This is a genomic window from Candidatus Neomarinimicrobiota bacterium, from assembly GCA_034716895.1.
Taxonomy (GTDB): domain Bacteria; phylum Fidelibacterota; class UBA8477; order UBA8477; family JABMPR01; genus JABMPR01.
Genome location: JAYEKW010000041.1, coordinates 34,764 through 48,038, shown reverse-complemented (window position 1 = coordinate 48,038; position 13,275 = coordinate 34,764). Strand labels below are relative to the sequence as shown.

13 protein-coding genes are annotated in these 13,275 nt (G+C 44.3%); 1 reads left to right on the top strand and 12 read right to left on the bottom strand.

Features of this window, described 5'->3' with window-relative positions:
- From U9Q77_03135 to U9Q77_03080, 12 genes are all read right to left on the bottom strand, one after another.
- Positions 1-684: ATPase, T2SS/T4P/T4SS family (locus U9Q77_03135; protein ID MEA3286358.1), on the bottom strand; the 684-nt coding region annotated here is incomplete at its 3' end.
- 6 nt (positions 685-690) lie between these two features.
- The gene (locus U9Q77_03130) at positions 691-1,458 is read right to left on the bottom strand and encodes a prepilin peptidase (protein MEA3286357.1); all 768 of its coding nucleotides are present in this window, start codon (positions 1,456-1,458) and stop codon (positions 691-693) included.
- Between the two features lie 9 nt (positions 1,459-1,467).
- The gene (locus tag U9Q77_03125) at positions 1,468-1,833 is read right to left on the bottom strand and encodes a response regulator (GenBank protein MEA3286356.1); all 366 of its coding nucleotides are present in this window, start codon (positions 1,831-1,833) and stop codon (positions 1,468-1,470) included.
- Positions 1,834-1,844: 11 nt separating this feature from the next.
- The gene (locus tag U9Q77_03120) at positions 1,845-2,957 is read right to left on the bottom strand and encodes a PilT/PilU family type 4a pilus ATPase (GenBank protein MEA3286355.1); all 1,113 of its coding nucleotides are present in this window, start codon (positions 2,955-2,957) and stop codon (positions 1,845-1,847) included.
- A 2-nt stretch (positions 2,958-2,959) separates the two neighbouring features.
- Positions 2,960-4,018 carry a type IV pilus twitching motility protein PilT gene (locus U9Q77_03115; protein MEA3286354.1) on the bottom strand — a complete coding sequence of 353 codons (1,059 nt, stop codon included), beginning with the start codon at positions 4,016-4,018 and terminating at the stop codon, positions 2,960-2,962.
- An 11-nt stretch (positions 4,019-4,029) separates the two neighbouring features.
- Positions 4,030-5,784: a hypothetical protein gene (locus U9Q77_03110; GenBank protein ID MEA3286353.1), complete on the bottom strand. Its 1,755-nt coding sequence runs from the start codon at positions 5,782-5,784 to the stop codon at positions 4,030-4,032.
- Positions 5,777-6,283, bottom strand: coding sequence for a hypothetical protein (locus U9Q77_03105; GenBank protein MEA3286352.1), 507 nt, complete (start codon positions 6,281-6,283; stop codon positions 5,777-5,779). Before U9Q77_03105 ends, U9Q77_03110 begins: the two co-directional genes overlap by 8 nt.
- 4 nt (positions 6,284-6,287) lie before the next feature.
- Positions 6,288-6,854, bottom strand: coding sequence for a type 4a pilus biogenesis protein PilO (gene pilO / locus U9Q77_03100; GenBank protein ID MEA3286351.1), 567 nt, complete (start codon positions 6,852-6,854; stop codon positions 6,288-6,290).
- Positions 6,851-9,118, bottom strand: a complete 2,268-nt coding sequence (gene pilM / locus U9Q77_03095) for a pilus assembly protein PilM (GenBank protein MEA3286350.1) — start codon at positions 9,116-9,118, stop codon at positions 6,851-6,853. The genes pilO and pilM overlap by 4 nt, the downstream gene beginning before the upstream one ends.
- Complete coding sequence (locus U9Q77_03090) at positions 9,096-9,926, bottom strand: AAA family ATPase (GenBank protein ID MEA3286349.1); 831 nt, start codon at positions 9,924-9,926, stop codon at positions 9,096-9,098. Before U9Q77_03090 ends, pilM begins: the two co-directional genes overlap by 23 nt.
- 512 nt (positions 9,927-10,438) lie before the next feature.
- Positions 10,439-11,932, bottom strand: coding sequence for a tetratricopeptide repeat protein (locus U9Q77_03085; protein MEA3286348.1), 1,494 nt, complete (start codon positions 11,930-11,932; stop codon positions 10,439-10,441).
- Between the two features lie 61 nt (positions 11,933-11,993).
- On the bottom strand, positions 11,994-12,521 hold the full coding sequence (locus tag U9Q77_03080; protein MEA3286347.1) for a hypothetical protein: 528 nt from the start codon (positions 12,519-12,521) through the stop codon (positions 11,994-11,996).
- A 270-nt stretch (positions 12,522-12,791) separates the two neighbouring features.
- Here U9Q77_03080 and U9Q77_03075 point away from each other — a divergent pair, with 270 nt between their 5' ends.
- Positions 12,792-13,109: a hypothetical protein gene (locus tag U9Q77_03075; protein MEA3286346.1), complete on the top strand. Its 318-nt coding sequence runs from the start codon at positions 12,792-12,794 to the stop codon at positions 13,107-13,109.
- Positions 13,110-13,275: the final 166 nt, after the last annotated feature.

Sequence of the window (13,275 nt, the reverse complement as noted above, 5' to 3'; positions counted from 1 at the left end):
CTTGATCCTGGAGATGAGAGGGGCAACAGATTCAGATGGAATCGAATAGTACTGTTGTAAAACACCATCCACACGATAGCGGATCCGGGCATCATGTTTACGGGGTTCAACATGAATATCGCTGGCTTCCATATTGACTGCTTCAAACAGAAGCATATCAACAACCTGCACGATCTCAGCATCCTCATGGATCTCACGAGAGACAACCCGAACATCATCTCCAGCTGCTTGCGATTGCGCCAGAGATGTAGTGGATCGATAATAGAGGTCGATGGCGCGTTCTATCTCCAACTCAATGGATAATACCAGCATGATTTCCATCCCGCTGGCACGACTTAATTCATCAATGACTTCAATATTCAATGGATCAGCTGTTGCGATGGTAAGGGTATTTTCGATCAAAAACAAAGGAATGATGCTATACTTGCGGGCAAAGTCCTCATCCACCAGCATAAGGGCTTCATCCTGAATACTGTACTTGGATATATCCAGACTAGGTAACCCAAGATGATCACCCAGAACTTTAAGGAGATCGCGCTCAGCAACCAAGCCCATACTGACAACAGCGCGTCCCAGAACCAGGCCATGTTCCCTTTGGTAAACCAGGGCTTCATTCAACTGAATATCAGTAAGAAGTCCACTTTCGAGAAGCAATTGACCAATTTGTTTTTTCTCACCAGCCATGCAGAGCTAAACTCCAATGAACATAGTTAAATACCAATCGATTATCTGTCTACCCCACATGAGACCCAACCAGATCCCCAGACAGATAAACGGACCAAAAGGTACTTGCTGTTTGCGATCGATAATTCCCAGAGGAATCATCGTAGTAAATAACAGTGATGCAGAAAGGAAAGCTAAAAAGAGGGCTACGATACCCACGTCCCACCCCAGAACCCAGCCGGCCATGGCTGCAAATTTGACATCCCCCAACCCCATGGCTTCCTTTTTAAAGGCCCACTCTCCCACAAAGCGAATGGCCCAAAATATTAGACCCAGCCCTATGAAGCCATAGAACTGGGGCAGCAGGAGTTGTTCCGCGCTACTGAACCAGAGATAAAAGCCAGGGATCAACCCAAGGATAACCATGGAATCCGGAATGATCAGATGATCAATGTCGATAAAAGCCACAGCGATCAACAGAGCACCAAAAAGAGCAAACACCAACAAATCCCAGGTTAAACCAAATTTCAGATAACTTAGCCAAAACACTCCTGCTGTAAGTGCCTCCACCAGTGGATATCGCATGGAGATGGAAGTCTGGCACGAGGAGCATTTTCCTCTAAGAAAGAGATAGCTTATGATGGGGATATTTTCCCAGGGTTTAATCTGATGATCACAGGCAGGGCAATGGGAAGGTGGAAAAGCCAACGATTCTCCACGTGGAAAGCGATAGATCACAACATTGAGAAAACTCCCAATGATCAACCCGAATAAAAGAACAAATATTGCGATCATAGACTTGCTTTAGAGTAAAGCTTCCAATTCTGCAGGGAAGGTCTGATAATCCAAAGGCTTAACCAGATATAGTTCAGCACCACTCTGAGTCCCCACTTCGCGGTCCCGATCACTATCTTTTGCTGAAACGATGATAACCGGAATATCTCTGAACTGTTCATCAAATTTCAATAAACGACACACCTGGTAACCGTTCATTCCTGGAAGCATCAGATCAAGCATGATCAGATCGGGTTGGACCTCCCGGGCTTTCGATAAACCTGATATCCCGTCGTATGCTTCAAACACTTCATAATTGAGGCTTTCCAACAAGCGCTTAACCGGTTCAATAAAAAATCTTTCATCATCAACAATAAGAATTCGTTTTCCTACCATAATAGATCCTTTTACGATACTGGCTCATCTTCCAGGAGATTAATTTCAAGACTACTTTGTCTCTGCTCCAGGGATGAGATCATTAGTTTTAAATCTGTGGGATGATCAGCAGAATCGATTGCGGCAAATTCGCTGATCTTCTTTTCTTTATATAGTTTATAGAGTGCCTGATCAAACAGCTGCATATGCTCCGAGGTTCCAGAACTGATCGCTTGAGAGATCAAATCAATACTACCTTTTTGGATCAGATCACGCAGCCTGGCTGTTGAGATCATAATCTCCAGGGCCGCGGTTAATTTCCCATTTTCCATTGGCACCAAACGCTGAGCAACGATTGCCAATAAATTCTGACTTAATTGGGTCTGAGCCAGATCCTGTTCAGAGCTATCATAGAAACTGAGGATCCTGTCGATCGTTTGTGATGCATTTGTGGCATGCAGTGTACTGAACACCAAATGACCGGTTTCAGAAAAGGACAGGGCTGACTCCATCGCTTCCCGGTCCCGAATCTCACCAATAAGCAGAGCAGAAGGCGCTTCCCGCAGGGCTGATCTCAACGCTTTGCTGAAAGAATCCGTATCGTGCCCTATCTCACGTTGGTTCACAACGCTCTTTTTATGGGTATGGAGAAATTCAATAGGATCTTCAAGCGTAAGAATATGACCTGTTTTATTGGTATTGCGATAATCGATCATGGCTGCCAGAGTAGTCGATTTTCCAGATCCTGTTGCCCCGACCACCAGGATCAGTCCACGATTCTTCAGGGCAATTTCACTCAAGATAGGTGGCAACTTCAGCTCATCCAGGGTCTGAATAGTGGAAACGATCTGACGAACAACAAAACTATCGGTACCTCGTTGTCGAAAGAAATTGACCCGAAAACGCCCTACTCCCGCAAGACTCAAGGTATAATCCAATTCTTTTTGAGCATGATACGTTGTGAGTTGTTCCTCGTTCAGCATTTCCTGTTTCAAATTAGTGATATTCTCTGCTGACAGTTGTTCCTTCTCAATGGGATAGACTTCGCCAGATATCTTGACCATGGGGAAAGCACCAACAGAAACATACAGATCCGAAGCCTCTGCCTCCACCATAACGGTTAGCAAATCCTGCATTGTATACATTTTTAGTCCTTCACCAGCTTCACCAGATCCTCCGGGAATGCTGCGACCTGCGTGGCTTCTTCCAAATCCACGAGATTGCTATTGACCAGATTGGCCAGAGATTGTTCCAGAGTTTGCATACCAGCTGAAGCTCCCATCTGTAAAATAGAGCGCAGTTGAAAGGTTTTGGCCTCGCGGATCAAATTACCAACAGCAGGCGTGCCCGTCAGTACCTCAAAAGCAGCTACTCTGCCGCCGCCTTTCTTTTTCAGGAGCATTTGAGACACGATGGTCACGATGGTGTCACTGATCATCACTCTGATCTGACTCTGCTGATTTGCCGGAAATTGATCAATGATCCGATCCAGTGTTTTAGTCGTGTTGACAGTGTGCAGAGTACCAAATACAAGATGGCCGGTTTCAGCGGCGGTAACTGCCAGGGCTGTGGTTTCAGGGTCACGCATTTCACCGACAACGATAATATCAGGATCTTCGCGCAAGGCACTGCGGAGCGCCTGGGAAAACCCATGTGTTGTGGTGCCAACCTCACGTTGGGTGATCAGTGATTCCTGGCTGGTGTGAGTGAATTCCACCGGATCTTCTATGGTAATGATATGTTTTTTGCGCGTACGGTTGATATAATCAACCAAAGTATTAAGTGTGGTTGATTTGCCACTACCGGTAGGACCGGTCACCAGAAACAGACCCTTGTCCTGATGAGCCATATCCTTTAATATTTCAGGGAGACCCAGATCCTCGAATGAAAACACCTTTTCATTGATCGACCTTAAAACTGCTGAATCTCCGTGAATACTTTTAAATACGTTTATCCGGAAGCGGCCGATCCCCTTGAATTCTGCAGCAAAATCCAATTCCCAGTCTTCTTCAAATTGTTTGCGCTGATATTCTGTCATGATACCATAAATGAGGATATGCAGATCTTCAGGCAACATAGGGGGCAGGTCAGTTTTGCGGATCTCGCCATCAACTCGAACGATGGGTCTGGAAAAGGGATGTAAGTGCAAATCTGAGGCACCACTTTGCCTGATAAATTGGAGTAGATCAATTATATCGAGTTGCATCTGATCGGACTTTATATGTTAATGATATTGGGGGTTATAAAGATCAACAATTCGCGTTGCTCAGTAGAGGTTCGGGTATGGGTGAAGAATTTTTTGAGAAGGGGAATCTTACCAATAATAGGTGGGGAAATTTCCGATTTATTGACTTGGTCGAAAATTAATCCTCCGATGAGCAGAGTCTCCCCATTAGCAACCATTACCCGCGTCGTGGTCGATCGGTCAGAAACAATGGGGCGATCTCCATTGGGACCGGCAAATCCGACCAGGGCTTGAACCGTTGCTATAAGATTCAAACTTACATAGCGGTCTTCGTTGATCCGCGGGGTTACAATTAACGATACATTGATCTCAACATCTTCGAACTGATAGGTTTCGGCTCCAAAGGCACTGGCCTCAGTCTGAGGCAACAGGATCGGATAGCTGGTACCGATACCGATCTCGGCAGTAGTATTCTCAAAAGTAGTGATTTGAGGTTCCTGAAGTAGTCGCGTGTCATCATCGGTTCCCATGATCTCCATGAGAGAAGAGAACATGGGCAAACTCAAAGTCGCCAACCTAAGTTGACTACCGCCAGTCAACATGGTTGTGCCTATCTCGATCAGATTTTCAACAGTAGTAGCATCTTCCTGGATAGATGGACCGGTTAAGCTGGTTCTCAGGTTCCAGTTGATTCCTAACCGTTCTTCAAGGGTTAACTTTGTCTCAATAAATTTGACAGCAATATTGATCTGGGGGATTTTTTTATCCAATTCCCTGATAACCGCTTCGATTCTCACAAAATTCTGAGCGAGATCAGTAACAACGATATGATCAAATGTTCCCCCGCCAGCAGCTCCTCCACCTACTCCTCCAGCACCACCGGCACCTCCAGCCATACCTCCTGCTGCAGCACCGCCACCTAGACCACCCATGGCACCTGCCAATCCACCGGCACCACCCGCACCACCCGCAGCAGCACCACCCGCAGCAGCACCCCCACCGACACCTGCCATAACTGGTGAAAAAAGTTGAACCTTGCCCTTTTCGCTAAGCACATTTCCCAAAGCAGTTGAAATAGCCCCTGCATCTGCATAATTCATTTTGTAAACCCGGGTTTCCAACTCACCGACCATCTCGGTGTCCGTGGGTTTAACTACAATAATATTACCTTGTTGAAACCAGTCAAATCCATTCACCTTGAGAATAGCATCCAACGCGGACCAAAGATCAACATCCTTTAATGACACTGATACTTCTCCCTCTACTTCAGGGCCAGTGATAATGTTTATATGATGCTGAAGTGCCAATAGCCTGAGGATATTCACCAGGTCGGCATTTTTAAAATTCATGCTCACAGTTCCAGGCAAATCTGCTCTTCGATTTTGACGTCGGGGCGCTTTTCTTTCACGAACCTCTGGCCAGGAAACCAGGAGCAAATCATCTCCCAGCCATTGCGTGGTATATTGAGGAATTTTAGAAAAATACATTTCAACTATGACCTCTGACTCTTCATGAGGATTTTGACGGACGACCAAACGCATGAGCGGAGAAACGTTGCTGGTACGAGCAAAGTCATCCTGTACTAATTTGGTCTTTGGGAAGGTCAGCGTGATCTTGGGAGGCGATTGCCCAAGATTTTCCTTGAAATCAACGCGATTGGATAATGATATTTCCAGACCGGCCTCACCATTGGCCACAAAGGTAGATATCCAGTTTAATACTGTTTTAGGTGCGGCAAATAATACTGTTGAACTCAATATGAAAATTATAAGTGTCTTCTTAATCATCTAGGTTGACCTTTACGATACTGGTACCTTTTCTCATGATAACATGATCAAAAGCAATTTTTGTGATCTGATAACCGGCCACCCGGCCACCCTCTTCTAATATATCGCCATTGATCAAGGCCATGCCAATATTTCCGTTCCAGGAGATTCCTGTAAGTGCTAAACTCGGTCGATTTTCTCCATCAAGTGATCCAAAAAGAATAGAGCCGAGAACACCTCCACCCAGTGCATCAGTTGTTTCGGCTTGAGCATAGAAAAAGGGGTCCGATTCCCATCCACCATTCCAGATCACTGCTTTTAGTGGCGTTGCAGTTCTAAATTTTGAGGTACTCAGAGCGGTTTTTTGAGCATCAGATGAGCCTCCAATTGGTAATCCGAAAAGATTGTCTCCCTCACCATCACCGCTACCAAAAATACCTGAGGTGAAGAGGTAATAGAGTAACAAGCTAATCAATACAGCCAGGAGAACGATCGATCGGGTATTCATCTGCTTGAACAAGTGATCAACCCCCCTCAATGAATATGTAGGTATATAAATTTAACTCGCAAGTGAGCATGCCTCCATGTTCCATCTCAGTTTCCAGTTTGAGATTTGCGATATTGACATTGCTTTTCAGTTCTAAGAGATCATCCAAAAAAGAACCGATGGTTAGAAAGTCACCATAGAATTTCAATTGCACCGGATAACACTCAACATGATTCCGGGGGATGGTCAGTTCAGTATGCAGTGCTGGATATATATCATTTAGCGAAGGAGCCAGGGAAATGATCTGTAACTTATGCCGCTCAGCAGTTTGCCTGATTTGCTCAAGCACTGTGGCATAATCCTGATTACCCGGAATAACGGTCTTTAAAGTATCAAAATCAGCGACCTTTTCAGTAAAGCGCAACTTAAAATCTTCATAACTTTCAGAAACCATTGCCAATTCATTAAAGCGGCTATTGATCGATCTTAATTCAGTTTCGAGTTCTGATATCTGATTCCCGGCAATAACGACTGTATAATAGAACCAGCCTGATGTAGCCAGGAGCAACGCAACAAGCGTACTGAAGAAAATGTTCCGGTTCATTTAACGCTGACACCAATTTTTAATGTAAAGAAGAGTCTTACATCATCTGAGCTTGGATTACCCTGAATTTCCCGATCAATGCTGGTGAACATATTCAAGCTCTCAAGCCGCATAATAAAGTTAGTCAATTGAATATCGGCAATACCAGCACTGGCATTTACAAAACCACTCATGGCGATCCGGTCAATATAGACATCCTGCTTGATCGTCTTCCCATCTCCCTGATTACTGGCCGGACGAAAGACCAGGGACGTTACCTTGATATTATCCGGTATCTCAGATGAAATGAGTTTGAGCAGCTTGATCTGATTGTCCGAATTGACCCGGTCATTAGTCATGAACCCCCAGTAGCTTCCTAAATACTCAAGGTCAGCCAGCATGGCGAAATATTCCTGGGATTTTTCTGACAGCATCCGCCACTGTTTATTCATAGTGGCAACACTTTCCTCCATATACCCCGTCTCTTTATGGGCAAAATACCCCAGAATGATATACAAAGGGATCAGGATACTGGCTATGAACAGTGCAAATTTATTGAACATCCGATACTGGAAGTGTTGTTTTCTGCGAGCCGGAAGTAAGTTAATACCTGTGGAGCGCTTGAGAGCCAGGGCAAAATTAGTGGAGAAGATGGGAATTAATTGATAGTCGAAATCCATTTGATCTTTAAACTCAAAATCACCTTGACGCAAAGGGTTTAGATGCTCTGTGGTGCGCTCGAGTTGTTTCCCAAAGGTTTCAACCAAATTCGGAATAGCAGCACCCGGACCGGTGATGTAGATCTCCTGACACTCAACGTCTGCCACCTGTTTCCTGAAATAGTCAAGAGAACGGTTGATCTCACCGGTCATTCTTTCAATAACCGGTCGTAAGAAAATGGATATCTTATACAGACTTATTCCGGTTTCAGGAATATCCCCTGTGGTTTCTATTGGAATTCCATAACGCATGAGGTAATCAGTGGCCATGTCTTCAGTAATATTGACGGCATCATTGCCAACCATAACCCTTTGAACCAGCGCCTTTTGGTAATCCTTGACCCCGACACTCATTTCCCGGTTAAATTCCATGCGACCTGATCTCACCATTGTGATAGTGGTTTCACTTTTATTCATGTGCACAATGGCAATACAGCTGCCCAGTCGGTCAGGATAACAATGTTTGAAGGTCTGCCAATCCAGATATGGGATAGTTGAAACACTCTGGAGATCAAATTTCCGTTTTCTATACAGATCGCCTAAATGGCTAATGGTCTCATTATTGCCGACACCGATGATGATATTTTTTTTGATCTCTCCCTTTTCGGATCCCAGTACTTGATAATCGATATTGATGTTCTCACTACTAAATGGTAGATTTTTCTTGGCAGACCAGGTGATCAGCTCAGCAAACTCCTTACCCTTGACCGGAGGAGCCTTAAAAACCTTAGTGTGGGTCTCGATCTGTGATGAATAGGTTCGAAACATGGTATCTTTCTTCCAAACCTTTTTATCAAGAGAATCAAGTATATGACTCAACAGGTCACTACGATGGGTGATCTTTCGATCATCTACTTCATAGGGCAGTCTGTATTCGTCCATTCCATAAATGATGTTTCGACTTCCCACCGAGCGCATTTTCATAATGCGAATGCAATCAGATGAACATTGAACGGTAATTTTTTGCCGAATACCCAAAGCCCAGTTACTAAACTCATAGAGCAGATCAATAGCTTGATTTGGTGGTTGAACATCCTGGCTTACCTGAAAATTATCCGGATCAATGCGACTTTCTCCGGGATCAGCAACTGAGATATCCGAAATCACTTTCTCATCAGGATCAGCTTGATCAGCATGCGCGCCTCGAGCCTTTACCTGAGAGTCCTGCGGATCTGCGGATTCAGAAAAAGCTGCGGCTGTCCCCTGAGCAGCACTATCTACTTGACCGGATCCGGGAGGTGCTGATTTCTGATCCTTTGCGCTACCCCTCCCCAATTTGTCCATGATCTCTTCTGAAGTCACTGGCTGGGAGTTCTCGGCCTGAGGTGGTGGTTGATCACTGATTGTTTCTGGAACAATGCTAGAGCTTACAGAGGCTGCGCCTTGCTCAGGAGCTGTTTGAGTTTCGCTAGCGGACTGGGTCGAGTCTGGATCTGCTTGAGTATCAAGGGTTCCGCTTGCATTACCTTCAGTAGTAGACTTGCCGGCTTGTTGTGAACGTAGCAGGTCCAGAAGTCGATTGGTTGCTGCCGAATCTTTCTCATCAGCCGGCATAGTTATTTTCATCACTATTTATACGGTTAAGCACTGCGGCACCATCGACAACTTTTTTATTATAGACCAGCATATCCACAATTAGATGATGGCACATATTGACGATTTTCCGCGGATACCCACCGGTATGCTGAAAGATCATTTCTTTGGCTTCCTTGGAAAAAAGTGGTTCTTCGCCTTCATATCCTGCTGTTTTGATTCGAAAGTCAACAAAAAAAATAGTGTCCTCACGATCAAGAGGGGGAATTCTGGCACCAAAAGCAATCCTATCTCGAAAATTTTCGTGAGCTTCTACCACTTCTTTAAATTCAGGTTGAGCAAAGATCACAACCTGAATAAGTTTCCGACTGTTGGTCTCAAAGTTAAGCAGGGTTCGAATGACCTCGATCTGCTCAGCTCCCATTTTCTGACCCTCATCAATAATCAGAACGATCTGCTTACCTTTTTTAATTGCTGTATCTATCAAAAAATTTTCAAGCTGGTTTAGCATCTCCGATTGGTACAAAGAACTTCCCCGAAGTCCGAAGAGTCGTTTTAGATACACCAGAAATTCCCGTGTATTTTCCCAGGTGGGATCCATGATAAGATAAAATTGGAAGTCTTTACCAAAATCGACAAAACGACTCAATAGCAGTCTCGAAAGGGTTGTTTTTCCGGTGCCGATACCACCCATAATAACAGAAAGCCCCCGGTTCAACCGCAGAGCGATTTCTAAACGATTAAGAATTTCACCATGGGCTTTAGACTCGAAAAAGAATTCCGGATCCGGGGTCATGGAGAAGGGCTCTCGCTTGAGTCCGATCAGCTCATAGTATCGCATTGCTCATTGCATCCATTCATAACATTTGTTGTCTTGGCAGAAAGCATAAAGTTCATCAATTCAGCTTCAACCCTATCTTCGGCTAATTCTGGCTAACTTAAACATAAAATTGACTTAATGCCAGTATGATACTGCGTGTTACAAGGCTTCCTTAATGTTGCTTATGAAGCGCCTTGAAAACGTTTGGGATGGCTAAATACCATTTTTACACCAAAATGTACATCATGAGCTTCGGTGTGTGTCCTCATTTGCGAGGACTGTAAGGGCTACTTGCCGCGATGTAGTCTGGAAGTCATAGACGGGTGGTAATCCATCTGCGCATCTGTGACAATGGATAAATTCGCAATTTTGAGATCGCATGGATGGACATGGACGAATCCCGCTAACTGATAAAACGCGCATTGGGAGATGAAAATAGTGTAAAAAAGAGTCCGAAGTAAATGAGGCTCCTGGAGGGACAAATATTATTTAGCTGGAAGATTGAACTGGTATTTAGCTTAAAGAATTACTCCTCAAACATTTCCAAGGGAACGTGTTTTTTGAAGAATGGTTGGATAACTCACCTTTAATTCATCAGCCAATTTGGTTTTCTGATAGCCAACTTGCTTAAACAGGAATTCGATGATCTCCTTTTCAAAGTGCTGATTGGCTTTATTCCAGGTCAATTCAGTTAAGCCATTCACATAGGCTCTGAGGGTTACTTGCTCGCGCTTTTTAAGGCTTATGGGTAATTGTGAAGTATTTCCCTCAAAGTTAAATCCATGTTGACTTAAACGCCGCTTTATAGCGTAGTATGTACTTGGTTTCAACCCCAACTTGGCAGGCAGACTCGAAACATTATTACCAGATTCAAGATGATTGCGAATGAGATAGAACTGAAACAGATCGTTGATCTGTTTCCATGTTTTCCCGATAGCAAAAGCAAAAGGGGGCTCCTGAGATCCCAGTGATTCCGGTAGACTGTACCCGACCTTGGCGCGCTGCTCAAAACGCTTAACAACAGCCAATCTATCACCCTTTAGACTGAAACCATACTCTGCCATCTTTAAAGCGGCTTGTGAGCCGATATTGTAGTAATGGGTGGCAATTTCAGGTTGCTGAAGCTTTTCCCGATACAGATCACCCAAATGGCGACATTCATCAGGAAGCTGGGAAATGATGGAATATTTCTGACAATGATCCACAGCCTGTCCCAGATGATCAGCTGCAGCGGCATATTCTTTTTCGTCATAGAAAATCAGATACAGATTTTCAAGAACTGTGGACTTAATATATTTGCTTTCAGTGTTGTTAGCCAATCGTTGAAAAAGATCTCTGGCTGCTGCAAGATCACCTTTACTATATAACAGATATCCATAGGAATTTTTTATCTGCTCAACCAGAAATGGATATTCATAGTCGATCCCCAGCTCCAACGCCGACATCAAAAGCTGCTCGGTTTCCCCAAACTCACCTTGAATACGAAAGTGTTTTGCTAAACGGCGAAGAGCAATGATATGCATGATCTGCATGCCACTATCTGCAAAATACTTAATCCAGTTTTGAGCTTGCTTTGCAGAACTACCAGTGCCATCCTCTAGTTGTATGGCGGAGATCTGATAATCGATCACGGCATCAAGTGGTTTGGATTCAACCAGGCGTTTGGCCGATCGGAACAAGCTCATTCCATTGAACATTTCCCCATATTTCTCAAAAAAGACAGCCCGTTCATAGTGGACATAAGCCAATATCTCATCCTTGCTGGCATAGTTCTGCTCAGCATTGCGGGTCTCGGCCAATAGTTGCGCTTCATCAAAGGACATTTTTGACCCGATCAGATTCCCCTCCAGCGAAAGGGTTTTCCCTCGACCTGCCGTATACAGGGCTTTCTGTCCTAAATCTGCCAACTGAGTATAGTCCCCTGACAGAAACACCGCTCGAGCATCCCCGATGTTGACCAGTCCCAACCGGCTGATAAACTCCAACCATTCATTGGTCTTTTTATCTGGAATCAAAGACTTTTGCATGGGTCTTCCTTTAATTTACGTGTAAATAAGATAATGATTACCATCAAATAGTCACTTACAATTAACCATTGTCACCACCATCACTACCAATTCCAAATTTTGTATTGGATATGAGGGTTACTGAACCTTCTTCTCCAGTAGATATCTGGGTGGTAGTGATCACACCGCTGCCTGAGAATAATACCTTCTGTCCGCTCTCGCTGATATAGCTGATATTCACAGCCTCAACGATGGTCACGGTAGCCAGCTGCTCAAAAGTGATGACCAAACCGGCAGTCAGACTGACCTCGATGGCTTCTCCATCCTGATTATCGATCCAGGTGTCCTTGGGTAACACTTCGCCACCTTCTGCAGCATATACCTCTGACTCATCCTGAAGACCATATACGGTTCCGTCAGCCGTGGTTTCTTCAATTATCGCAGTTCCGTCAGAAACTTTAGCCAGGCCCTGGTTATTCAACAAAAACGGTGCTGTTTCAGTTTGGACAATCTGCCCCTGATAAAGAACATGATTGCGCTCGGTTTGAGCCGGGTTTTCACAGCCAACTAAAAAGATCAGCGCTAAAACAACAATTGTGGTAATTCTCATCGTAAAACTCCTCCAGTTAATGTTATCCTCCGGCGCTAATATAAAATAAATTCAACCCTTTATATAATATTTTATAATATATAAATATTTTTATTGTCCCCGGGACCTCTGCGTGCTAGATTTTGGTTGTATATGAAGTCAACCGCAACATATAAATCCAACCTTCGTTTCCGGTAAACCGGCACCACTCATCTCGTGCGTATCTTTAACCCAGACAAGCAACAGCTACCCCAACGATCTGTTATTGGATTGCAACAGGGAACGCCCCTTATGAAAAAGCAGAAGCTCAGTGGCCTGGTCACAAGTATAGTGGACGGTAATACTTTTGAGATCAGCGTTTTGAATCAGGATGGCACAGCAAGCGGTGCAATCAAGCGTATTGAGAAAATTCGCATCCATGGCATGGACAAACCTGCCGCTTCCACCCTACCGGGGATCCTGGCTAAACTGGAGTTGGAAAAAATGATCGTCGGTCACACCCTGGAGTGTGAGATCATTGATAAAGATGAGCGGGATCAACTCATCGCAGTGGTACCAAAACGATATCTGCGGTCGCCGTTCAGCTTTTCCACCAATCCTGATTCCTAACCATTACGAATAAGTTTACCTAAAATAAGTATTTTCGTTTTTCGGATTTTCTCCTAATTTGAGCCATGATCGAATCTGAATTTCAGGAAATTCTACCTGATAACTTATCTATAACAACTCCGGGAAGCACCGCTCAGTTCAGAAAAGACACTGAATTCTGGGAATT